Annotated in this window: 22 protein-coding genes; 1 reads left to right on the top strand and 21 read right to left on the bottom strand. The window is 59.6% G+C overall.

What is annotated here, in order from left to right; genetic code table 11:
- Nucleotides 1-7: 7 nt before the first annotated feature.
- From Q7F15_RS10405 to Q7F15_RS10470, 14 genes are all read right to left on the bottom strand, one after another.
- Complete coding sequence (locus tag Q7F15_RS10405) at nucleotides 8-868, bottom strand: energy-coupling factor transporter ATPase (RefSeq protein ID WP_171564881.1); 861 nt, start codon at nucleotides 866-868, stop codon at nucleotides 8-10.
- The gene (locus tag Q7F15_RS10410; RefSeq protein WP_171564882.1) at nucleotides 865-1,734 is read right to left on the bottom strand and encodes an energy-coupling factor transporter ATPase; all 870 of its coding nucleotides are present in this window, start codon (nucleotides 1,732-1,734) and stop codon (nucleotides 865-867) included. The genes Q7F15_RS10405 and Q7F15_RS10410 overlap by 4 nt, the downstream gene beginning before the upstream one ends.
- A gap of 19 nt (nucleotides 1,735-1,753) precedes the next feature.
- Nucleotides 1,754-2,512 carry an SDR family oxidoreductase gene (locus tag Q7F15_RS10415; RefSeq protein WP_171564883.1) on the bottom strand — a complete coding sequence of 253 codons (759 nt, stop codon included), beginning with the start codon at nucleotides 2,510-2,512 and terminating at the stop codon, nucleotides 1,754-1,756.
- A gap of 12 nt (nucleotides 2,513-2,524) precedes the next feature.
- Nucleotides 2,525-3,970 (bottom strand): aldehyde dehydrogenase family protein, encoded by a 1,446-nt coding sequence (locus Q7F15_RS10420; RefSeq protein ID WP_212131984.1) that lies wholly within the window; start codon nucleotides 3,968-3,970, stop codon nucleotides 2,525-2,527.
- A 3-nt stretch (nucleotides 3,971-3,973) separates the two neighbouring features.
- A complete protein-coding gene (locus Q7F15_RS10425) occupies nucleotides 3,974-5,050 on the bottom strand; it encodes a tartrate dehydrogenase (protein ID WP_171564885.1) in 1,077 nt (358 codons plus the stop codon).
- A gap of 173 nt (nucleotides 5,051-5,223) precedes the next feature.
- Nucleotides 5,224-6,537: a sigma-54 interaction domain-containing protein gene (locus tag Q7F15_RS10430; protein WP_171564886.1), complete on the bottom strand. Its 1,314-nt coding sequence runs from the start codon at nucleotides 6,535-6,537 to the stop codon at nucleotides 5,224-5,226.
- Entirely contained in the window at nucleotides 6,534-6,782 is a 249-nt protein-coding gene (locus tag Q7F15_RS10435) for a hypothetical protein (RefSeq protein ID WP_171564887.1), read from the bottom strand. The genes Q7F15_RS10430 and Q7F15_RS10435 overlap by 4 nt, the downstream gene beginning before the upstream one ends.
- 123 nt (nucleotides 6,783-6,905) lie before the next feature.
- Entirely contained in the window at nucleotides 6,906-7,577 is a 672-nt protein-coding gene (locus Q7F15_RS10440; RefSeq protein ID WP_304414327.1) for a GNAT family N-acetyltransferase, read from the bottom strand.
- 54 nt (nucleotides 7,578-7,631) lie between these two features.
- Complete coding sequence (locus Q7F15_RS10445) at nucleotides 7,632-8,309, bottom strand: GNAT family N-acetyltransferase (RefSeq protein WP_171564889.1); 678 nt, start codon at nucleotides 8,307-8,309, stop codon at nucleotides 7,632-7,634.
- Nucleotides 8,310-8,325: 16 nt separating this feature from the next.
- Nucleotides 8,326-9,183 (bottom strand): carbon-nitrogen hydrolase family protein, encoded by an 858-nt coding sequence (locus Q7F15_RS10450; RefSeq protein ID WP_171564890.1) that lies wholly within the window; start codon nucleotides 9,181-9,183, stop codon nucleotides 8,326-8,328.
- 190 nt (nucleotides 9,184-9,373) lie between these two features.
- Nucleotides 9,374-10,633 carry a M20 family metallo-hydrolase gene (locus Q7F15_RS10455; protein WP_171564891.1) on the bottom strand — a complete coding sequence of 420 codons (1,260 nt, stop codon included), beginning with the start codon at nucleotides 10,631-10,633 and terminating at the stop codon, nucleotides 9,374-9,376.
- A complete protein-coding gene (locus Q7F15_RS10460; RefSeq protein WP_304414328.1) occupies nucleotides 10,630-12,252 on the bottom strand; it encodes an amidohydrolase in 1,623 nt (540 codons plus the stop codon). The genes Q7F15_RS10455 and Q7F15_RS10460 overlap by 4 nt, the downstream gene beginning before the upstream one ends.
- Before the next feature lie 24 nt (nucleotides 12,253-12,276).
- The gene (locus Q7F15_RS10465) at nucleotides 12,277-13,764 is read right to left on the bottom strand and encodes a sodium:solute symporter family protein (RefSeq protein ID WP_171564893.1); all 1,488 of its coding nucleotides are present in this window, start codon (nucleotides 13,762-13,764) and stop codon (nucleotides 12,277-12,279) included.
- Nucleotides 13,761-13,961: a DUF3311 domain-containing protein gene (locus tag Q7F15_RS10470; protein ID WP_171564894.1), complete on the bottom strand. Its 201-nt coding sequence runs from the start codon at nucleotides 13,959-13,961 to the stop codon at nucleotides 13,761-13,763. The genes Q7F15_RS10465 and Q7F15_RS10470 overlap by 4 nt, the downstream gene beginning before the upstream one ends.
- A gap of 174 nt (nucleotides 13,962-14,135) precedes the next feature.
- On the opposite strand from Q7F15_RS10470, the gene Q7F15_RS10475 reads away from it, so the two are divergent.
- Nucleotides 14,136-15,758: a PucR family transcriptional regulator gene (locus tag Q7F15_RS10475; RefSeq protein WP_304414329.1), complete on the top strand. Its 1,623-nt coding sequence runs from the start codon at nucleotides 14,136-14,138 to the stop codon at nucleotides 15,756-15,758.
- Nucleotides 15,759-15,844: 86 nt separating this feature from the next.
- On the opposite strand, the gene Q7F15_RS10480 is transcribed toward Q7F15_RS10475, so the two are convergent.
- The 7 genes from Q7F15_RS10480 to Q7F15_RS10510 form a co-directional block, all read right to left on the bottom strand.
- Complete coding sequence (locus tag Q7F15_RS10480; RefSeq protein ID WP_171564896.1) at nucleotides 15,845-17,458, bottom strand: ABC-F family ATP-binding cassette domain-containing protein; 1,614 nt, start codon at nucleotides 17,456-17,458, stop codon at nucleotides 15,845-15,847.
- Nucleotides 17,459-17,845: 387 nt separating this feature from the next.
- A complete protein-coding gene (locus tag Q7F15_RS10485) occupies nucleotides 17,846-18,970 on the bottom strand; it encodes a sulfate/molybdate ABC transporter ATP-binding protein (protein ID WP_304414330.1) in 1,125 nt (374 codons plus the stop codon).
- The gene (gene cysW / locus Q7F15_RS10490; RefSeq protein ID WP_304414331.1) at nucleotides 18,970-19,830 is read right to left on the bottom strand and encodes a sulfate ABC transporter permease subunit CysW; all 861 of its coding nucleotides are present in this window, start codon (nucleotides 19,828-19,830) and stop codon (nucleotides 18,970-18,972) included. Before cysW ends, Q7F15_RS10485 begins: the two co-directional genes overlap by 1 nt.
- Nucleotides 19,831-19,833: 3 nt before the next feature.
- Nucleotides 19,834-20,679: a sulfate ABC transporter permease subunit CysT gene (gene cysT, locus Q7F15_RS10495; protein WP_171564899.1), complete on the bottom strand. Its 846-nt coding sequence runs from the start codon at nucleotides 20,677-20,679 to the stop codon at nucleotides 19,834-19,836.
- A 35-nt stretch (nucleotides 20,680-20,714) separates the two neighbouring features.
- The gene (locus Q7F15_RS10500; protein WP_212131988.1) at nucleotides 20,715-21,764 is read right to left on the bottom strand and encodes a sulfate ABC transporter substrate-binding protein; all 1,050 of its coding nucleotides are present in this window, start codon (nucleotides 21,762-21,764) and stop codon (nucleotides 20,715-20,717) included.
- A 268-nt stretch (nucleotides 21,765-22,032) separates the two neighbouring features.
- Entirely contained in the window at nucleotides 22,033-22,677 is a 645-nt protein-coding gene (locus Q7F15_RS10505; protein ID WP_171564901.1) for an MOSC domain-containing protein, read from the bottom strand.
- Between the two features lie 149 nt (nucleotides 22,678-22,826).
- Nucleotides 22,827-23,366, bottom strand: coding sequence for a dUTP diphosphatase (locus Q7F15_RS10510; protein ID WP_171564902.1), 540 nt, complete (start codon nucleotides 23,364-23,366; stop codon nucleotides 22,827-22,829).
- Nucleotides 23,367-23,564: the final 198 nt, after the last annotated feature.

Consider the following 23,564-nt stretch of genomic DNA (forward strand, 5'->3'; position numbering starts at 1 on the left):
TCCCTCCTCACCGCCTGATCAACGTCACGATTTGCTCCGCTGCTTCTTCGGCGCGGTACGCCCCCACATCGACCGAATACCCCTGGTCCCGCAGCCGGTAGAGGATGTCGACGCTCTCCGGCGTTCCGATCCGATGGGCGCGCAAAATCTCCTGGTTGCCAAAGATGTCGCGCGGGGTGCCTGTGCAGACGGTCCGCCCGCCGGCCATGACATAGACGCGGTCGGCCAGCCGGGCCACTTCCTCCATGTTGTGAGAGACGAAGATGACCGTCAGGCCTTCCTCTCGGTTCAGCCGGCGTATCCGCTCCAACAGCTCGTTGCGCGAACGCGGGTCAAGCCCGGCCGTCGGTTCGTCCAGCACCAGTACCTTGGGCGCAAGCGCCAGCACGCCGGCCAGGGCCACCTTCCGCTTTTGGCCGCCGCTGAGCGCAAACGTCGGTCTGTCTTTCATCTCCTGAAACGACAGCCCGACCAGCTCCATGGCCCACTGTACGCGGCGCCGCACCTCATCCAGCGGCAGCCCCATCTTGAACGGGCCGTACGCTACGTCATCGCCGACCAGCTTCTCGAAAATCTGGTCTTCCGGGTTTTGAAAGACCAGCCCCACCTGACGCCTGAGCGCTTTTACGTCCAGCTTCGGATGGGAGACGTCCAGCCCGTTGACGATGACGGTGCCGGACTGGGGACGGATCAAGCCGTTGAAATGTTGAATCAGCGTCGATTTGCCCGATCCGGTGTGACCGATGATGGCGATACACTCCCCTGCTGCCACCTGCATGGTCACGTCGGTGAGGGCGCGGTGCTCCAGCGGGGTGTTCTGCATGTACACGTGTGACAGATTCCGTACTTCAATGATCGGCTGACTCATGATCCGCTCGCCTCCGCCCGTTTAAGCGTGAGCCTGTTTACTTCCGCCACCACTTCCTCGTTGTGAATCAGCGCGGGGGAAAACGCCGGCACTTCCCGGTGGACCCATGCAGCAATCCGGCTGGCGTCCGGGACGTCCAAGTGAAGCTCACGCAGCCGCTCATGCTGGGCAAACACGTCCCGCGGGGTGCCCTGCAGCGCGATCCGGCCGCCTTCCATCACGATCACCCGGTCCGCTGCCGCCGCTTCTGACATGTGGTGCGTCACGTTCACGATCGTCATTCCTTCACGATGCAGTCTGCGGACGACAGCAAGTATCTCCTGCCGTCCGAAGCTGTCCAGCATACTGGTGGCTTCGTCCATCACCAGACACTGCGGTTTCATCGCGAGGACGCCGGCAATCGCGATCCGCTGCTTCTGTCCCCCAGACAGATGGTGCGGCGGCCGGTGGCGGAACGCGCTCATTCCGACGGACTCCAGGGCAAAGTCGACGCGCTGCTTCATTTCCTCCGGCGGCACGCCGATGTTTTCCAGCCCAAAGGCGACATCCTCCTCCACGATGGTGGCGACAAGCTGGTTGTCGGGATGTTGAAAAACCATGCCGACAAGGCTGCGGATCTCGTGCATCCGCTTCTTGTCCCGGGTATTGATGCCGTTTACCCAAACATCGCCTTCCCGCGGCGTCAAGATGCCATTGAGGTGTTTGGAGATCGTCGATTTTCCCGAGCCGTTGTGGCCAATAATGGCCAGGTGTTCACCCCGGTACACCTCAAAGGAGACGCCGTGCAGGACGGGAATCTGCTGTTCGTGGTTCACCTGATAGGAAAACGAGACGTTTTCTATGCGAATGAGCGGCTCGTTTGTCATGCGTTCCCCTCGCTTTCACTTAAATTCCCCGCCCGCCGTCCACGTTGACAATTTCCCCGGTCACCATTCGGGACAAGTCGCTGCACAGATAAAGAGCAGCATGAGCGATATCGTCCGGCTGGATCAGGCTGCCGAGCGGGACGCTGCTGACAAAGATCTCCTGCGTGTCCCTGGAGATTTTCTCCGCATCCCCGCTCATGAATTGGCGCAGCATCGGCGTCTCCGCCGGACCGGGATTGATCCCGTTTACGCGAATCTTGTAGGGAGCCAGTTCGATTGCCAACGCCTTGGTCAGCATGATCGCCGCTCCCTTCGAGGCGCAGTACGCGTTTAGTCCCGGGCGGGCGCGGATGCCGGCGATCGAACAGATGTTGAGGATCACGCCGCTTCCCCGCTGTTTCATGACGGGAACGACGTACCTGGACGTCAGGTAGATGGACTTGACATTGACATCCATGATCCGCTGCCACAGCTCTTCCGACACCTCCTCGACCGGGGTAAACGTCATCGGCACCCCGGCGCAGTTGACGACGGCGTCCACCGTGCCGAATCGCTGAACTGTACGCTCCACCATCACCTTTACTTCGGCGTCAACGGCCACGTTTGCCGGAACCGCCCATGCGTCAGAGCCGCACGCTTCGGCTGTCTCCCGGGCGGCTTCCCCGTTCCAATCGACGACGGCCACCCGCGCCCCCTCCCGCACAAAGCGGCGGCAGATCGCTTTTCCCATGCCGGAACCGCCACCCGTGACGATAACCGCCTTGTCTTTCAACAGCATTGGCACGCCCCCCTACTGTTTCAGATTCATCACGACCATGCGCAGGTCGGTCATCTCTTCGATCGCGTAGCGCGGCCCTTCCTTGCCCAGACCGCTGTTCTTGATGCCGCCGTAGGGCATCACGTCATTGCGGTACGTGGAGACGTCGTTGATGATGACGCCGCCGTACTCCAGCACCCGTGCAGCCCGCATGGCAATGTTCAAATCGTTGGTGAAAATGCCTGCCTGCAGGCCGTAGCTGGATGCATTGGCGACGGCAAAGGCTTCCTCGATGGTGCGGTAAGGGATGATGGTGACGACCGGGGCGAACACCTCCAGACAATTTACCTTCATCTCCGGGGTGGTTCGCGTCAGCACCGTCGGATGGAACACGGCTTTGTCCCGCCGGCCTCCGCAAAGCAGCTCCGCCCCCTGCGCGACAGCTTCCTGCACCCAGTTTTCCGCTCGGATCGCTTCCGCTTCGCTGATCATCGGCCCGACGTCCGTCTCCGGGTCTTCCGGATCGCCCACGCGCAGTTGACGAACCTCGTGCAGGAATGCCTCTGTAAACGCTTCGGCGACACGCTCGGCCACGAGGATTCGCTGCACGGCGATGCAGGCCTGCCCCGCGTTGTGAAAGCTGCGCTGGGCGATCAGCTTCGCCGCCAGGTCAAGGTCGGCGTCTTCGTGGACGATGTTGGGGGAGTTGTTGCCCAGCTCCAGCGCCACGGGTCGCAGGCCGCTGCGCTGCTTGATGATGGCGCCCACCTCCGCCGAGCCGGTAAAGGTGTACATGGCGATCCGGGGATCGTCCAGCATCCATTCTCCCACCTGGCTGCCGGAGCCGGTGACGATGTTGACGTGCCCTTTTGGAAGGCCGGCTTGTTCCAACAGTTCCACCAGCAGAAAGGACGCGATCGGCGTGGCGGTCGCCGGTTTCAGCACCACTGTGTTGCCTGCGGCGATGGCGGGAGCGACCTTATGCGTGCCGAGGAGCAGCGGATAGTTGAACGGCGTAATCGCCCCGATCACCCCTTTGGGCACGCGGATGGCAAAGCCGATCCGGTTTTCCGCACCCGGCGTAGCCGCGAGGGGCACCATCTCACCGGCAATCCGCTTTGCTTCCTCGGCCGACAGCCGCAGTGTATTGATGACACGGTCCAGCTCGCCCCGGGCGTCTTTGCGTGTCTTGCCCACTTCCCTGACCAGCGACAGTTCCAATTCCTCCCGGCGTTGTTCGGCAATCCGGCTTGCCTCCAGCAGGATGTCTGCGCGCATGCTCGGCGTCAGGGTGCTTCGGCGGAACGTCTCCAGCGCGCATGTGACGGCGTCTTCCACGTGCTGCCGCTTTGCCTTGGCGATCGTGGCGATGACCTCGCCCGTGTACTTGTGAGTGACGGGAATGCACTCGTCTGTCTCCACCCATGTACCGTCGATGTACAGTCGGTAGTGATGCACCTGTGCCTGTGTCCTTTCCATAGGTCATCCTCCCCTGCGGTATAGTTGTTCACGGATGGCCTGCCCCATCTCCCGCGTGGTGGCTGTCCCGCCGAGGTCCGGCGTGCGGACGCGCCGCTCCGCCAGGACGTCTTCGATGCTGTCCAGCACCAACCTGCCCAGTTCCCGCTCGCCCAGGTGATCCAGCATCATGCTCACGCTCCAGATGGTCGCGATCGGATTGGCAGTGCCTGTGCCCGCGATGTCGGGCGCCGATCCGTGAATCGGTTCAAACATCGAAGGGTAGTTTTTTTCCGGATTGATGTTGCCGGACGGGGCCAATCCCAGCCCGCCGACGAGGGCCGCACCCAGGTCGGTCAGGATGTCACCGAACAGGTTGCTGGCGACGACGACGTCAAACGTTTCCGGGCAGCTGACAAAATAGGCGGACAGCGCATCAATGTGTGTCAGCCGGGTCTCAATCTCCGGGTACTCCAGGCTCACTTCCTTGACGATTTCGTCCCAAAACGGCATGGAGTGGTTGATGCCATTGGACTTCGTCGCCGCTGTCAGGCGCCGCTTGCCGGTTTCTTTTGCCAGCCGATAGGCGTAGCGCACGATCCGCTCCACGCCGTAACGGGTGAAGACGTTGTTTTGCACCGCCAGCTCATACGGTGTGCCCTCGTGCAGGCGTCCGCCCATGTTGGAGTACTCACCTTCTGTGTTTTCCCGCACGACGACAAAGTCGAGATCGGCGTGCCCCTTGCAGCGCAGCGGACTCTCCAGCCCGCGCAGCAGCTTGATCGGCCGAAGATTGACATACTGCTGAAACGCTCGCCGGATCGGAAGGATCAACTCCCAGACGGAGATGTGATCAGGCACGCTGGGATCACCGATCGCCCCGAGCAGGATGACGTCAAACTGCCGCAGGGTCGTCAGGCCGTCCTCCGGCATCATCCGCCCGTGCTCCTGGTAATACCGGCAGTTCCAGGGAAAAGTCGAGGTCTCAAAGGCAAGTCCGCCGTGAATCTCGGCAGCCGCCTGCAAGAGAGCGAGTCCCTCCTCCATCACCTCCGGTCCGATACCGTCTCCGGCAATGACCGCGACCGCGTAATGCTTCATCGTGGCTCCTCCTTTGCCATGAGGATGCCCTTTTTCACTTGCAAATCCCATACCACAGTCGGTATATTCATAATTTTCAGTCGTATTGTGGCATGTACGGTCGCTACTCGTTGCATGGCGTACACTCGTTGTTGCAAAACGTGCAACATGTGTTGCAATCCATGCAGCATGTGTCACCGGCGCGTTCCGTTGTATCCGTACTTTTTCAGCTTTCGCCACAGAGTAGTCCTGTCCATGCCGAGTATCTTCGCCGCCTCCATCCGATTTCCCTTTGTCTCTTCCAAAACTTTCCGAATCAGCATGGCTTCCTCAGATTCGCCCGGCTGCGGTCTATCGCGGACACGCTGGATTTTGCTGACAAAAAATTCGGCATCAGACGCGTCCAGGCGGTCGGATTGACACAACAGCACCATGCGCTCTACCACGTTGCGCAGTTCGCGCACGTTGCCGGGCCAGTTGTGCTGCTCCAGCAGGGCAAAGATCGCCGGGTCCACCTCCCTGATCGCTTTGTCTCTTCGCTCGCCCACCTCGTGAATGATCGACCAGACCAGGTCGGGGATGTCTTCTTTCCGCTCTCGCAGCGGAGGGATTTCCAGCGTCAGCACGTTCAGCCGGTAGTAGAGATCGGAGCGAAACTGGCCGGACGCTATCTGCTGCTCCAGATCGCGGTTGGTCGCAGCGATGATCCGCACGTCGACGGGCACGATGCGCTCCCCGCCGATTCGCCTCACCTTTTTCTCCTGCAGGACGCGAAGCAAAAGGGCCTGGATCGGCAGCGACAGCTCACCGATTTCGTCCAGGAACAAGGTGCCGCCGTGGGCCAGCTCAAACAGCCCCGGCTTTCCTCCCCTGCGCGCTCCGGTGAATGCTCCATCCTCGTAGCCGAACAATTCGCTTTCCAACAGGTTGCCGGGCAGAGCAGCGCAGTTGACGGCGATGAACGGACCGGCCGAGCGTTGGCTGACCAGGTGAATGCCCTGCGCAAACAGCTCTTTTCCCGTCCCGGTCTCCCCCGTAATCAGTACGGTCGCCTCCGTCTTTCCGAAACTGGCCGCCCACGCTTTCGCCTCGCGGATGGCCTGCGAGCAGCCGACGATGTCTTCCAGCCGGTATTTGGCCTCCAGTCCGCTCTCCATGTAGTGCTTGCGGATGCGCATTTCCATTTTTTGTACGTCGGTGATCTCCTTGAATGTGGAGACTGCTCCCACGATCTCGCCATCCACAATGATCGGCAGGCGGTTGATGATGATCTGCCGGTTGAGCACGGTAGCGATGTCGCCGATCTCCTTTTTGCCGGTCGCCAGGATGCGCAGCATGTCGGAATTCGGAATGTAGCGGGTGATCTTCTCTCCGACGATGTCGGCGGGGAGGCCGAGGATTTCGATCGCGTTCTTGTTTACCCAGATGACGGTGGAATCCCGGTCGACGGCGATGATGCCGTCATGCGAGGCGTCCAAAATGGCCTGGATGTGGATGTTGCTGTTCACTTTGCCGCATCCCCCTCTTGCGCCCGGTCCACCAGGGCGTTCACTTCCGCGGGCGGTTTTCGCGCCGTTCGCCGTTTGGTCCTGCGCTTCTTCTGCCTGAGGACCACCAGCGCCGCCAGCATCAACCCCAACGTTGCCAGCTGAATCGGCTGCACCATCTCGGGGACTACCCACCCGCTCATCCCGAGCAGATGGAATAGTACAGCCACGTACAGCAGAATGGCGGCCAGATTTTTGGCTTTCATCTCCCGTCACTCCTTTTTCCCGGCGTGGGGACGAGTTCATTTTCTGTGGGTGCAAGAAACTCCCGTGAAGCGCCATCGGCTCCACAGGAGTTTTTCAAGTGTCCGGCAGCCGCCGCGTTCCCGTCAGATCGGACGAAGGGGGACGCGGTCCATTCCGGACAGGCGTTCCACCATCTCCACCCACGCCTGCGGCTTTTGCGGCAGGACGGCGTAGTAGCGGGTGAGGAAGGTGACGATCAGATCGGCTTCCAGGCTGTCCTGGTCCTCGTTGGTCGGCAGGAAGCACAGGTCAAGACCGGAAACGGCCTCGCCGTCATTTTGCCAGGACGGATGGACGTACGGGAAGTCAATTCGCTTGTACCCGAGATGGGACAGCACTTCCCGCCGCACGAACGGGTCCATCGGCTTGATCCCGCCAAATTCGTGGTTCTCTACCCGGTACGGATCGTATATCTCCGCGAACATGCCATACAACTGCTTGCCGTGCGCCGCAGCGAGGGCATTCAGGTCCTTTTGCCGTTCACGCGCGAGAAAACGTCCGATGCCAAGCCCCTCCCGCCCGATAATCGTAAAGTCGGTCATGGCCACGTTCAGGTCGGCGTAGTAGCGGTACTCGGTCGCCCCTACGACCTCGCCTTCGTGGACGGCCACAAATACGCGGATGCCCGGGTCTTCCAGCGGTTCTTTCCACAAGTCAAACGCCAGCACTTCTTCCGGCGGAAACACTTCCTGCATCAGGCGATGCATGCGCGCAAACAAGGGATCGTCAATGCTTGCAATGCGAATGTACTGCACGGATCTATTCCTCCTCGCCTATATTTATGGGCGCTCGATTGTCTGCATGGAGCACTATTGTCTCGTTGCGGACATAAAGGGGTTTTTCCACTCCATCAGCGCAGCGTAATTGCGAGATTCTTCGTCTTCCAGGTAGTTGGCCACCACTTTCAGGGGTGTGCGGCCGCAGCGCATCAGAAACGTCACGACCGGATCCTTCAGATCCCCCGCTACCACCTTTTCCAGGTACGCTTCCGCCGTCATTTGGTCGGCGTACCGGCCGTAGCCGGGCATGCGGCCGCCTCCCAACAGGCGCTTCAGCCCTTTGTGGACGACCAGTTCGTACATTGCCTGCATCATCCATTTGCCCAGCCCCAGCTTGCGGTGGGACGGACGGATGCAGATGTCCACGATGTACAGGGTGTCTCCGTTGGGATCGTGGTTGCGAATGTAGCCGCTGTCGGTCACTTCCTCCCAGGTGTGGTCCGGGTGGGCCGGGTCAAACGTGACCAGCAGGCCGGTGATGGAGCCGGCGAGGACGCCGTCCACCTCGACGCAGACGGCTCCCTCGGGAAACAGGGTGACGTGGTTGGTCAGCTGCTCCTTGTTCCACCACAGTTCCGAGGGAAACGGCGGCGGAAAGCTCTCCTGCTGGATCCGGATCAGCTCGTCAAAGTCGTCCGGCGTATAATTGCGGATCATCGCCTTGACCGGCTTGTCCTGATCAAAGACGTACAGCTCTTTGCGGTACATGAGGCTTCCCTCCGTTTTACTTCCAATCAGGATACAGGTCGATGCGGCGATCGCGCCAGGTGGTGACGGAGCCTTTTTCCCGCACGTCGTACAGGAGCTGCAGATCCAGGTCGGCGGTGACGATCATGTCGTGGTTGATCTCCCCTTCTGCCAGGACGCCGCGCGGCGGGAACGGCACGTCGTTGGGCGTCAGCACGGCCGCTTGCCCAAAGTTGGCCCGCATGAAATCGACCGTAGGCAGCGAGCCGACAGTGCCCGTGACGACTACGTACACCTGGTTTTCAATGGTGCGCGCATGGCTGGTGTAGCGGACGCGGTGGAACGCGTGCCGATCGTCGGTGCACGACGGGCAGAAGATGACGTCGGCACCGCGCGCCTTGGCCATCCGCACCAGTTCGGGAAACTCGATGTCGTAGCAAATGATCACGGCGATTTTCCCTTTCTCCGTCTCGAAAATCTCCAGTCCGTCTCCTGCGCCCATGTTCCATCCCTTGATTTCCCACGGGGTGATGTGGACCTTTTTCTGACGGCCGACACGTCCGTCCGGGTAAAAAAGGAAGGCTGTGTTGTAGAGCCGGCCGTTTTCTTCAATGATGTGGGTGCCGCCGATGATGTGCATGCCATGCCGGGCGGCCAGCGTGGAGAACAGATTGACGTAGTCCTCCGTAAACGATGGGAGGGCGGTAATGGGCAGGGCGCTGCCTGTCCCGTCGCCAATTGACATCAGCTGCGTGGTGAACAGTTCCGGAAACAGCAGGAATTCCGTTTCGTACTCCTCCGCCGTTTTCACGTAGTGCTCCACCTGGCGGGCAAATTCATCAAAACTTTGTATGGTATGCAGGTGATACTGCACCGCGGAGACGCGCATCTTCATGAAGACGATTTCCTCCTCGCAATATTCGTGATAGCTAAACTATAGCAAAAAAGCGCGCCAAAGTCTTCCTGCGGCCGCACTTTTGCCGCAGGTATCCTGAATACGGAACACGGCTGTCTGTACCAGGACAGACAGCCGTATGGAGAAATGCCGATTGGCGAAACCCATGACAGCCGGCGTTCACTAACGCCTATCGGAGCGCGGCCATCCGCAAGGCGGTGCGGTACAACAGTTCAGTGCCGAGCGCGATGTCTTCGGGGGAGGCATACTCCTGCGGGTTGTGACTGATGCCGTCCTTGCAGCGGACGAAAATCATCCCGTACTCGCAAGCGTAGGAAAGCGCCAAGGCGTCGTGGAACGGGCCGCTCATCAGTTCGGGCGTCGTAAGTCCCATCCGTTTGCTTTCCTCCCGCATCACTGCCTTGATCCACTCGGCGCAGTAGCGCGGCTCGCTGTTTGTGTCTTCGGTGATCGTGTACGCAAGTCCGCATTCGACCGCGGTCTGTTCGATTACCTCGCGCAGTTCCGCCTCCCGCCGGTTTCGCCGGTCAAGGTCGATATCGCGCAGGTCGATGCTGAACCTGACCCGCTCCGGGATGATGTTGCGCGAATCGGGGAAGACCTCCAGATGGCCGACGGTTCCCACCGTGGGAGCGTTCGGGTCCTGACTGGCGATCTTGTTCAGGGCGGCAATTACCTTGGCGGCCCCCACCAAGGCGTCACGTCGCATCGACATCGGCACGGAGCCGGCGTGACCGGCAAAGCCGGCAAATTCCACAGTCCACCAGAGCGGACCGGAGATGCCGGTGACAATGCCGACGGGCTGCCCCGCCTGATCCAGTACCGGCCCCTGCTCAATGTGCAGTTCCAGATACGCCCCGATTGCCCCGGCCGGATAGACGGAGTCGGCAAGCCGCTCCGGGTCACAGCCAAAGTCGATCAAGGCCTGTCTGCGCGAGATGCCGTTTTTGTCCGTTCGTTCCAACTCTTCGGCCTCCACCTGCCCGAGGATGCCGCGAGAGCCGAACAGCCCCTTTTGAAACCGGCAGCCTTCTTCATCGCAAAATGCGACCACCTCAATCGGCCGCTCTGGCTGAAATCCGTTTTCGATCATCGTCTGCACCGTCTCCAGCCCGCCGAGCACGCCGATCGTGCCGTCAAAACGGCCGCCATACGGCTGGGAGTCGATGTGCGAGCCGATCATCAGCACCGGCGCATCCGGCTGTCTTCCCTCCAGCCGCCCGATCAGGTTGCCAAAGTGGTCGATCCGCGTCGTGAGTCCCGCCTCCTCCATCCAGCGTTTGACCAGTTCCACGCCCGCCCGGTCCTCGGGGGACAGCGCCAGCCGGCACACCCCCGTCTCCCCGATTTTGCCGATTTGCGCCAATGCCTCGATCCGCTGCTGCAAGCGTTCCCGGTTGATCGCAAGCGCTCCTGCCTCGGTATTCATCCCTTCATGACCTCCCTGCCCTGTTTTTGGTAGACAATCTCTCCGTCGATCATGGTGAGCTCCACTTGCAGGTCCCTGATCCGCTCCGGTGCTGCGTCGAGAATCCGCCCGTTCAAGACGACCAGATCAGCCAGTTTTCCCGCTTCGATGCTGCCTTTGATGTCCTCTTCAAAGCTGGCGTAGGCGCCGTTTACGGTAAACAGGCGAATCGCCTCCATCACCCCGATCCGCTGACGGTCCCCCACGACCCGTCCGCTTTTGCTCCTGCGGTTGGCGGCGGCGTGAATGCCCAACAGCGGTGAAAAATCCGTCACTGGGCAGTCTGAACCCCCTGCCGACACGATACCGCTTTGGAAAAAGTCGCCGACGGGATACATGTGGCTGACCCGATCGCCGATGCTCCGGACGTAACCGTCGCCGTACTCGTAGAGAAAGGCGGGATTGGGAATCGGCACGACGCCAAGACGGGCCATCCGCTCGACCAAGTCGGGGGCGGAGACGCCGGCGTGCTCGATGCGGTGGCGGTGGTTGCCCCGCGGATGTTTGCGCAGCGCGTCCTCGATACAGTCGAGCAGCAGGTCAATGGCCCGGTCCCCCTGTGCATGAGCGGTAATCTGGAACCCTTTTGCATGCGCTTCTCCCAAAATCGTATGCAGCTCGTCCCGGTTGTAGTAGAGGATTCCGCAGTCGCCGGGACGGTTGTCGTACGGCTGCCGCATCGCCATCGTCGCTGCAGTGCTGGCTCCGTCCACGAACACTTTGGCGGGGCCAATCCGAAACCGCTCGTCTCCCAACCCTGTCACGACACCTGCCTCCATCATGCGGCGGACGAAGGCGTCTGACTCGTTCAACGCGCAGATCATCGCGTAGATCCGCACTTTTACGTCGCCGCTCCGCACCGCTTTCTGCATCGCCTGCAGGTTGTCCGGCCCGTATCCGCCCGCGTCGTGCACACTGGTGATGCCCGCGGCCACAAAATCGTCCGAAGCCAGGCGCAGGGCTCTCCGGTACTCTTCCTCGCTAAATGCCGCCGTTTCAAACATCTTCATGTGCGCCGTCTCCACCAATAGTCCCGTCAGCGCCCCCGTCTCGTCCCGGTCAAGCCGCCCCCCCTGCGGATCGGGCGTATGTTCGTCAAACCCGGCCAAGGCGAGCGCCCGGCTGTTGACGACGGAGTGATGGGCGCAGGTCCGCATCACGAAAATGGGATGCTCCGTCGACACCTCGTCCAGTTCCTGCCTGGTAGGGTAACGCCGTTCCTTCATCCGGTTTTCGTCAAATCCGGAGGCGCGCACCCACGATCCCGCCGGCGTCCGTTCCGCCTGCCGCTTCAACGCCTCCAGCAGGCCGTCCACCGAGTCGATGCCCGCCGCCTTGCAGTCCACCCCCAATTTGTTCGTGCCGTAGAGTGTGATGTGCAGGTGGGCGTCGATGAATCCCGGCAGGAGACTCCTGCCTTCCAGATCAATCACGCGCGTGCCCGCGTGCACATGGCGGCGCATCTCTTCGTTTCCGCCCACGGCGACGATCCGGTTTCCGCTCACCGCCACCGCTTCCGCCACGCGGTTTTGCGGGTCTGCCGTCACTACCTGTCCATTCAGAAAAACGATGTCAGCCATCTCATCCCCTCCCTTTTCCTGCCCCTAGATTGTCGGCGACTTTTCCGCCGCTGCGCGAGTCCCGGACGCTGTCAGCCGGGCGGTCAGGACATGGACCACCCCCATCACCGCCACGTTGATGAGCAGGGCAATCACGCCCACGTTGATGTCCTTGATGAAGGCCGGCAGCGATGGAAACAGGGTGCCTATCGTCACATCGGCCACCGTCACGTAGACAACCGTCAGCACGCCGCAGGCAATGCCCGCAAACGCACCGTACTTGTTGACCAGCGGACGTGCGGGCAGGCTGAACAGCAGCGCCGGAAACAACTGCGTCACCAGGCTGTATCCCATCAACAGCAGCGTGACCAGCGCCTCTCCCCCGCTCAGCGTGTAATACAGGCAGATCAGCGAGAGCACGGGCACCAGCCCTTTGGCGATGCGGCCGATCCGCTCTTCTGTGGCCGCAGGCACAAACACGTGGATCACGTTTTTCGCCAACAGGGTGGCAGCCGTCATCAGCAGCATCGACCCGGGCACCAGGGCCGTGAGCAAACCGGCCGCGCCGATCAGTCCCACCACCCAGGGGTCAAACGTCCGTATCGACAGCCGCAAAAGCGACAGGTCGCCCTCCGCTCCCTGCAGTCCGGGAACCTGCAGGATCGCGGTGAATCCAACGAAGAAGACGAACAGCAGCATCAGGGTATAAAGCGGCAGCACGACCGTGTTTTTGCGAAACACGTTTTCATTTTTGGCGGAAAACACGGAGCCGAACGTATGCGGCCACATGTAAAACCCGAACACGGTCAAGAGCACGGTGGAGACAAACCAGGAGATGCTCATCCCTTCGTCAGGGAAAATCAAGAAGCCCGGCTTGGCCGCATCCACCGCTTCAAACATCGGCTGTATCCCGCCGTAGTAGTGATAGGGCAGATACAGTCCGAGGAAGACGACCACGAAAAAGATCATGATGTCCTTGATTACCGCCGTCCAGGCGGAGCCGTGAATGCCGGAGATCATGACGTAGATAGTCACCGCCAGCACGCCGATCCAGACGGCGGCCGTCGGAGCAATCGTCCCGTACGAGGTCTCCGACACGATAATCCCGAGCCCTTTAAACTGCAGCACCAGGTATGGAATGATCGCCAGCACGCCAACCGTGGAGACAAGGATGCCGAGCATCGGACTGTTGTACTTGCTGACGAAAAAATCGGGTTGGGAAACCAGCCTGTGCTCCTTGGCGTACCGCCAGATAGGCGGCAGCAGCCAGTAGGACAGCACGTACGCAAGCGAAATGTATGCCAGCACGTAGTAGGAGGGGGCGCCTTTCGAGTACGCCCAGCCGCTGCCGCCCAGAAACGTGAATGTGGTGTAGATCTCGCCGGCAACGAGCAGGAAGATGAAGACCGATCCAAAGCCACGCCCGCCTACCGTCCACTGCTCCATGTTCATGTCTTTTCCTCTCTGGGCGCGGATGCCGAGGAAAAGCGACAGGGCAAGAAACAGAAAAAGGATGACGAGTGCCGGATTCACAGCTTCTCCCCCTTCCTGTCGGATTGGTCCAGCTTGTTGACGGCCAACATGATAAGCGAGGTCAGCACCACCCACATGACAATCCAAAACAGCACAAAAGGCATGCCCAACACGTACGGTTCCACCCGGTTGACAAACGCCACCCCGCCCAGCATTCCAATAAACGGCAGCGCACCCAGCGCATATTTGACCTTCATTCTCATCCCCCTTTTGGTATGCGGTTTGTCCCATTGCCGGCCGGCTTGTCGGACTTGTATGCTACTATTATCGAAAGATTCACTCTTTTCCTTTGTCCCGTCAGCCAGAAAGAACCGGCGCTTTTTGTCTGCGGGACCAACGAACGACACATGCAGCGTATGGGGAGGAGTCAGATGATTACTGTGCGTGAATTGATCGAGGTGGCCGGCATGGACACCACTGATGTGTTGGCCGGGGAAGCGTTTCTGGACAAGGAACTGCACGGGGTCACGTCGTTTGATTCACCCGACGGCCATCTCTGGCTGCGACCGGGAGAATTTGTCCTGACGACCGGTTTTCCGTTTGTCGCCCAAGGGCGGGAAACCGCTTCCGGCTTGATCCAGTTGATCGACGCCCTGGCGGAACGGGGAACACCTGGGTTTGCCATCAAGCTGGGCCGGTACATCGACGCGCTCCCGGAAGCGGTGATTGACCGTGCCAATGAAAGGCAGATGCCGGTGCTTTCGTTTCCCATGGAAAAGGGCTGGTCGGATGTGATCGTGCCGGTCACCAGCTACATCAACGCCAAACAACGGCAGGAACTGGACCGGACCCACGCCATCTACGAACGGTTTCACCGCCATCTCACCAGCGGAGGGAGTGTGGAAAATCTGGCCGAACTGCTGTATCACATCCTGGAGCGGCCAATCAGTATCTACCTGCGTACCCCTCGGAAAAAGCTGGACGTACCTGCCTCTGTCACCCACGCACCGCCGCTGGAAAAGCTGCTCGGCCGGACAGGCCCGAATGCATCCGCCCGTGAGCCCCTCACGCGTTACCGGGATCGTCACCTGATTCGCTGGCTTCTGCACAACGGCGAAACACAGGGGGCCATCCTGCTGTGGGAGGTGGAACGTGACCTCCACTCGTGGGAAAAGGTGGCGATAGAACAGACAGCCGCGCTTCTTTCGCTGGAAATCGAGCGGCACCAGACGCTCGCAGCGGCCTGCCAGCGTTTTCGCAACGACTTCCTGCACTTGCTGGTCGCCGGCTGTGACGCTTCGCGCGACCTCCTCTACCGCAAAGCAGAAGAAGCCGGCTGGAGCCTGGCGGACCACTATGCTGCCGCTGTGCTGAGCGATGCCGGCGCTCCCGACATCATGCACACCTGGAAGGAGCGAGTTTCTCTATTGGAGGCGCTGCGGAGCGAGTGGGAACATATCTCCCCGTCCGTACTCTGCGGCCTGGACCGTGAGAACCGGATTCTGCTCCTGTTCCCCGCCGACGCGGGCTCGGCGGAGCCATCCCCAGAGGCCGTGGAGAGCGTTAAGCGCATCGCCCGCCGTCATACGCGCCCGCTCTGTTTGGGCATCGGACGCCTCCATCCCGGTTTGGAGGCCGTCCCGCACAGTTATCGGGAAGCGGTGATCGCGTGCCGGGCCGCCCTGAACGCCGTCTCGAATGCCTCCGCCGACGGCCAATCAGCGCCGTTGGTCGTGCGATGGTTTGCCCGGCTGGGCCTGGAACGGGTGCTGTTTGCAGCGAGCCCCGAACAGGAAGCCAGGCGCCTGGCCGATGAATGTCTGAACAGTCTGAACCGCTACGACCGGGAGCGAAACGGACAGCTCGTTCGCACTTTGCGCGCGTTTTTGGAGGCCGATGGCAATCACGCGGTGGCGGCGGAAAAACTGTTCGTGCACAAAAACACCGTCAAGTACCGGCTGCAGCTGATCCGCGAGCTGACCGGCCTGCAGCCGGAATGCGGCCGGGACCAGCTTCTGTTTCGCATCGCGCTGACCGTGCACAGCGCTGGATGAGGAATTCTTTAGCCGGGAGACAGACAAAAAAAGCCCCTGCTCCTCACAAAGGAAGAGCCGGGGGCATAGGGGGAAAACGACCGGCCTTACGCGTAATGTTCTTCGCGCAGCCGCTTGATCTCTTCGCTTTCCAGGTATTCATCGTAGGTCATCAACTTGTCGATGACGCCTTTCGGTGTGATTTCGATAATGCGGTTGGCGATCGTCTGCACGAACTGGTGGTCGTGGGAGACGAACAAAATCGTGCCTTCGAAGTCGATCAGCCCGTTGTTCAGCGCCGTAATCGACTCCAGGTCCAGGTGGTTGGTCGGTTCGTCCAGAATCAGCACGTTGGCGCCGGAGAGCATCATTTTCGCAAGCATGCAGCGCACCTTTTCGCCGCCGGAGAGGACGTTTGCCTTTTTCAGCGATTCGTCGCCGGAGAAGAGCATCCGGCCGAGGTAGCTGCGGATAAATGTCTCGTCCTGTTCTTTGGAATACTGACGCAGCCAATCGACCAGGGTCAGGTCGGTATTGAAATACTCGGAGTTGTCCTTTGGGAAATACGCCCGGGACGTGGTGACTCCCCACTCAAACGTGCCGCTGTCCGGCTCGACTTCGCCCATCAAAATGCGGAACAGCGTGGTTTTGGCCAGCTCGTTGGGGCCGACAAAGGCCACTTTGTCCCCTTTGTTGATCGTCAGCGTCAGGTTTTCGAACAGCTTTTCGCCGTCGACCGTCTTGCTCAAGCCCTCAATCGCCAGCAGGTTCTTGCCCGCTTCCCGATCGGGCTTGAAATTGATAAACGGATAGCGGCGGTTGGACGGTTTGATGTCCTCCAGCGTGATCTTCTCCAGCAGCTTCTTGCGGGAGGTCGCCTGCCTCGACTTGGAGGCGTTGGCGCTGAACCGGGCGATGAACTCCTGCAGTTCCTTGATTTTCTCTTCCTTCTTTTTGTTCTGTTCCTTGGCCATCTTCAGCGCCAGTTGGCTGGATTCGTACCAGAAATCGTAGTTGCCCACGTACAGCTGGATTTTGCCAAAGTCGATGTCGGCGATGTGCGTGCACACCTTGTTCAGGAAGTGACGGTCGTGGGAGACGACGATGACCGTGTTTTCGTAGTCAGCCAGGAAGTTTTCCAGCCAGCGGATCGATTCGATGTCCAGGTGGTTGGTCGGCTCGTCAAGGAGCAGAATGTGCGGGTTGCCGAAAAGCGCCTGGGCGAGCAGCACGCGCACTTTTTCGTTACCGGTGAGATCTTTCATCTTTTTGTCGTGCAGCTCGGCCGGGATGCCCAGCCCGGTGAGCAGTTCAGCGGCGTCAGCTTCGGCCATCCAGCCGTTCAGCTCCTCAAACTCCGCTTCCAGTTGGGACGCGCGCATGCCGTCCTCCTCGCTGAAGTCCGGCTTCATGTAGAGCGCGTTTTTCTCTTCCATGATTTCATAGAGGCGCTTGTGCCCCATGATGACGGTTTTCAGCACCTCGTATTCGTCGAACTCGAAGTGGTTCTGTTTCAGCACGGCGATCCGTTCGCCGGGCGTCACCGAAACGTGTCCGCTGGTCGGCTCGATTTCTCCGGCGAGAATTTTTAAAAACGTGGACTTCCCGGCGCCGTTTGCGCCGATCAGGCCGTAGCAGTTGCCGGGTGTAAACTTGATAGAGACGTCTTCAAACAGGACGCGCTTGCCGTAACGCAGCGTCACGTTATGTGTGCTAATCATCGCAATACCTGCCTTTTTCCAATCGTTCAAACATTTATCTTAGCAGAACCTGTTCTGTTTTGCAAAAAAGGCAAGTCGATCGGGCGTCGCGACTTCGCCGGCTGAAACAGCAGACGCAGCGGACAGCGGCACGTTCCCTTCCTACGCTGATAGAACAACGGCATCGCGGGCACACTACCGATACAGCCCATGCCAATCGCGGAAAGGGGTGGAAACAGATGTCCAAGCATAACGGAGTCAAAAACGAACAAGGCGACAAGGAAAATCCGTCGCAAACCCGGTCCTCTACTACGATCGGTAAAGAAGAAACGCGCTCCAAACAGCGCGGGGAATAACGGTCATAAAAAACCGGTCCGCACCGCAGACCGGTTTTTTCATGTTCTTCTCCTAACCGTTTGCCCGCAGAGCCAGCGCGGAGGCAGCCGGCAGCGCCGCCTGGACAAACCGGTTCTCCGGCTCCACGTAGACATACACGTTGCGCAGCGTAATGTACAGGGTGTCGCCCGTCTGGACGTTCAGCTCGGCAAATTGCTGCAAGGTCACTTCCGCTTCCAACGTCTCCTGGGTATCCAGCCGCTTCAGCTCCAGCCTCATGAGCGACCCTAATGCGTAGATGTGCCGCACCTCGGCAGCCAGGCTCTGCGCGTGCTGCGGCGTCCGGCTGAGCTCCACATCGTGCGGACGGACGTAGCCGACGGCTGGAAGTTCCTCGGATTGATTGGACCATTCCGCCGTAAACTCCGCATTCCCCAGGGTCACTTTGCCGCCGCGGATACGCCCCTGAAACAGGTTGACCCTGCCGAGGAAGCCGTAGACGAACGGATTGGCCGGTTGGTGGTATACCTCCTGCGACGAGCCGGTTTGCTCCACCCGCCCTTCGTTCATCACCACCACACTGTCGGCCAGCTCCAGCGCCTCTTCCTGATCGTGTGTAACAAACACGATCGTCAGCTTCAGCTTTTCGTGCAGGCGGCGAAGCCAGCGGCGCAAATCCTGCCGTACTTTGGCGTCCAGCGCCCCAAACGGTTCGTCCAGCAGGAGATACTTCGGCTCGACAGCCAACGCCCTGGCCAGCGCGACCCGCTGCCGCTGTCCGCCGGAAAGCTGGGACGGATAGCGGTGGGCCAATCCCTCAAGCTGAACCAGGCGCAAGAGTTCATGGACCCGTTCGCGTATCTCTTCTTTTGACGGCCGCAACTTGCGCGGGCGGACGGTCAGGCCGAACGCGACGTTGTCAAAAATCGTCATGTGCCGAAACAGCGCGTAATGCTGGAAGACAAACCCGACGCGGCGCTCTCTCACGTCGCGATGCGTGTTGTCCTCCCCGTTGAAGTAAATTTGCCCTCGGTCCGGCGACTCCAGACCGGCAATCAACCTGAGCAGCGTCGTCTTGCCCGAGCCGGACGGCCCCAGCAGCGCGACCAGCTTGCCCTCGGGAATTTCCAGGCTGACGTCTTTGACGGCCGTAAACGACCCGTATGATTTGGTGATGTTGACCACTTTTATGCTCATCAGCTAGCCTCTCCCATCGCATGAAACTGAGGTGCCTCCGCCTGCTCTTGCCGCTCTGTCTTCCATTCGATGACGCTTTTTACCACCAGCGTCACCAGTGCCAGGGCGGCCAGCAGCGTGGCGACGGCAAACGCGGCGACAAAGTTGTACTCGTTGTACAGAATCTCCACATGCAGGGGCAGGGTGTTGGTCTGACCGCGAATGTGGCCGGAGACGACCGACACGGCGCCAAACTCTCCCATCGCCCGGGCGTTACAGAGAATCACACCGTATAGAAGCCCCCACTTGACGTTGGGCAGCGTGATGCGGAAAAACGTCTGCCAACCGTTTGCCCCCAGCGACAGCGCAGCCTCCTCCTCGTCCTTCCCCTGCGCCTCCATGACCGGAATCAGCTCACGGGCGACGAATGGAAAGGTGACGAACGTGGTCGCCAACACAATCCCCGGCACGGCGAAGATGATTTTCAGATTGTGCGCCTCCAACCAGGGGCCAAACAACCCCTGACTGCCGAACAGCAGTACGAAAATCAATCCGGAGATGACTGGCGAGACGGCAAATGGCAGGTCGATCAGCGTCAGCAGCACGTTTTTTCCACGAAAGGAAAACTTGGCGATCGCCCACGCCGCTGCCACCCCGAACACGACGTTGAGCGGGACGCTGATTGCCGCTGTCAGCAGGGTGAGCTTGACAGCGGCGAGCGTATCCGGATCGCGCACCGCTTCGAGAAACACGTCCACCCCCTGGCGGAAAGCCTGGGAAAAGACAGCGATCAAGGGAACGATCAGAAACAATCCCAAAAAGACAAGGGCAATGCCGATCAACAGCCAGCGCACGACAACAGGTTCCGTCTGTTTGGTCACAGGTTATCCCTCCGATCGGGCAGCGTTCAGTTTATTCGTCTTCCACTGCAGGTAATTGATCACCAGCAGCATCACAAATGAAGCGACCAACATGACAGAGGCGATGGCCGTTGCCCCCGTGTAGTCGAACTGCTCCAGCTTGGTCATGATCAACAGCGGCACGATCTCGGTCTTCAGTGGCATGTTTCCGGAAATAAACACGACTGAGCCGTATTCACCCAGTGCTCGCGCAAACGCCAGCGCGAATCCCGTAACCACCGCCGGAAGCAGATGAGGCAGTATCACGCGGGTAAACGTCTGCCACCGCGTCGCTCCCAGTGTCGCCGCGGCTTCTTCCACTTGTCTGTCCAAGTCTTGCAGGACCGGCTGGACGGTTCGGACCACGAACGGCAGTCCGATAAATGTCAGTGCCACCAAAATGCCCAGCGGTGTATAGGCGATTTTAATCCCCAAGACGGCAAACCACTGACCGATCCAGCCGGTTTCCGCATAAATGGTGGCCAGCGCGATCCCCGCCACGGCGGTGGGCAGGGCGAACGGCAGGTCGACGATCCCGTCAATCACCCGCTTCCCCGGAAACTGGTACCGTGCCAGCACCCAGGCCACGAGCACGCCAAACACCGCATTCAGGCACGCCGCGAAAAAGGAGGTCAGGAAACTGACCTGAAACGACGCGATCACCCGCCGATTCATCACCGTGTCGACAAACTGGTCCCACGTCATGCTGGAGGTCTTCAGGAACAGGACCGAGAGCGGGATCAACACCAGCAGGCTCAAGTAAATCACGGTATAGCCCATGGTCAGACCAAATCCGGGCAAGACCCCTCTGGTTCGCTTAGATTTGTTCATGGATGGCACTCCCTACAACAACAAAATCGAGATAATCAAGGTTGGTAAATCTGGTCAAACACGCCTCCGTCCGCAAAATGGGTCTTCTGGGCGTTCTCCCAGCCGCCGAACACTTCGTCGATGGTGAACAGCTCAATGTCGGGAAACTTGTCTTGATTTGCCTTTCTCACTTCTTCGGAACGGGGACGGTAGTAATGCTTGGCGGCCAACTCCTGCCCCTCTTTGCTGTAGAGGAACTGGAGATACGCTTCGGCAACCTCCCGCGTGTTGTGTTTGTCGACGTTTTTGTCCACCACCGCGACGGGCGGTTCCGCCAGGATGCTGACAGACGGATTGACGATTTCAAATTTGTCCTTGCCCAGCTCGTTGATCGCCAGGTAGGCTTCGTTTTCCCAGGCGAGCAGCACGTCGCCAATGCCCCGTTCCACAAAGGTGGTGGTGGCGCCGCGCGCGCCGGAGTCGAGCACCGGTACGTTTTTCAGCAGGGCGGTGACAAACTCCCTGGCTTTCGTTTCGTCGCCGTTGTGTTTTTTCAGCGCATATCCCCAGGCGGCAAGGTAATTCCAACGGGCGCCGCCCGATGTTTTGGGATTGGGGGTGATGACAGAGATGCCCGGCTTCACCAGATCGTCCCAATCCTTGATTTGTTTCGGGTTGCCCTTGCGCACCAGGAAGACGATCGTGGATGTGTACGGCGAGCTGTTGTCCGGCAGGCGTTTCTGCCATTCAGCGGGCAGCAGGCCGTATTGGGCGATGGCGTCGATGTCATAGGCCAGAGCCAGCGTCACGACATCCGCCTCCAGACCGTCGATGACGGAGCGGGACTGCTTCCCCGATCCCCCGTGAGACTGCTTGATAGTAACGATCTGTCCCGTTTTCTCGTTCCAATACTTTGCAAAGTGTTCATTGATATCCTGATACAATTCACGGGTCGGGTCGTAGGAGACGTTGAGAAGCTCGACACCCGTACCGGAACCAGTTTGCTCTCCACCCGACGCCCCGCCACAGCCGGCCAGACTGAACGCCAGGACGATTGGCAGCAGTGATTTGTAAAACGGTCGGCGAACATGTTTCGAATGGTCCATGCCTGTTACTCCCCCAGATAAAGTCATAGTAATTTAATCGGAATTATATGTATTGTATTTCCGCTTTTTTCTCCCTGTCAACCCTTTTTTCCCCCATAATCCAGTCGGGCACCAGTGACGTCAATTTACCCTATGCGTCCAGCATGGGCAGCGTTCGTCTCGGCACGCGAAAAAAATACGACACCCTCTGTATGGGTGCCGCAAAGATGCAGACAAGGTCCGCTGCGCTAGGTGATGGGGCCGCGAACAGCCGATGCAGTCTGTCCGTTTACGCTTGTCCTGCCGACAGTCTCGATTCAAATGCCGCGCGCCAACTGTCAGACAGTTCCTTTACCGCCAGTATCCGCTCGATGGCGGCGCGGTTGCCCTTGTCGTGATACCTGATCCGGTTGACAAAGGCGACGCTTACCTCTGCATGCTGCCGCTCAAGCAGGCGAAACGGCATGTCCGTCCCGATCAGGCCCGGCTGCAGCACGCGGAAGTAAAAGCCGCTGAATCCGGTCTGCTGCACGAGATCTACCAGATCGGTCCGTCCGTACCTGACGTTTAGTTTGAAACAGGGACGGCGCGGCTGGCTCACCTGCACCACCGCCTCCCCCAATTGAAAGATGTCCCCGATGCAGACCGCTTCTTCTGTCAGCCCGCGAACCGTGATGTTTTCCCCGAATGCAGCGGGAATCAAGGGCTGTTTCAGCACGTTTTCCCAATGCGGATAATGATCGGCGCTGTAGACACAGAGGGCCTTGTCGGGGCCGCCGTGGTAGCGCAGGTCAGCCTGCCCGTCACCCTCCAACTGCGTCCAGTCCAGATAGACGGGACCATTTACCGGCTGTTTGAATATGCCGGTGCTCAGCTCCTTGCCCTGATAGGTGACAGACTGCGGCTTTCCTGCATTGACGGATACCACTTCCACAAAGACCACCTCCCTTCCATTTTCTGCTCATTGTACCACAGAGGCCATCCCTCTGAGTGTAAAATTCGAATCCAATAAAAACACCCTTGACCCTGTCATGACAGACAGGCGGTCAAGGGTGTTACTGCTTGGGAATCGGTCCGGAAGACTTACTGGACACCGCTGCTGCCAAACCCGCCAGCGCCGCGCTCCGTCTCATCAAGCTCGTCCACGACTTCAAACTGTGCCAATGGGACGAGGGCCAGCACGCCCTGGGCGATGCGGTCGCCTTTGCGGATCAGATAGGTGTGGCTGTCTACTTCCCGGTCAACTTTCACCGTTTTTTCACTGACGTCCAGGCAGGTATCGCCGATTTCGCCGGACGGCATGCGGGTGTTGTCCATCAGCACGCACACTTCCCCCCGGTATCCGGCGTCTACGGTACCAGGTGCATTGCTGATGCGCAGTTTTGTCTTGGCGCTGATGCCGGAACGAGGCCGCACCTGCAGTTCGTAACCATCCGGCAGGGCAAAGGCAAGCCCTGTGGGGATCTTTGCCGTCTGCCCAGGCGGTATCAAGACATCCTCCACTGCCACCAGGTCGAAGCCGGCGTCAAACGCCCGTGCATAGCGGGGAATGACGGCGTCTTGGTGCAGCAGTTTGATTTTCACCGGTGCAACCAGCCGTTGATTGATTGCGATTGTGCTCATAACAGGTCTCTCCTTGTACATGGATACGTGATTTACCTACCATTACAGATCGCTGCATGCAAAGCCGCTCGATGTGGTGCAAAAGATCGCTTTAGAAGTCGATCTGCATCACTCCCGCACCTTGGCGGCACACAGGTATGTAATCCGGTTCCGCTCGCGCACCATCCAGAGAAAAAACGGACTGGCGAGATGTCGTAA

Source organism: Brevibacillus aydinogluensis (genome assembly GCF_961514395.1).
In the GTDB taxonomy this organism is placed as follows: Bacteria; Bacillota; Bacilli; order Brevibacillales; family Brevibacillaceae; genus Brevibacillus; species Brevibacillus aydinogluensis.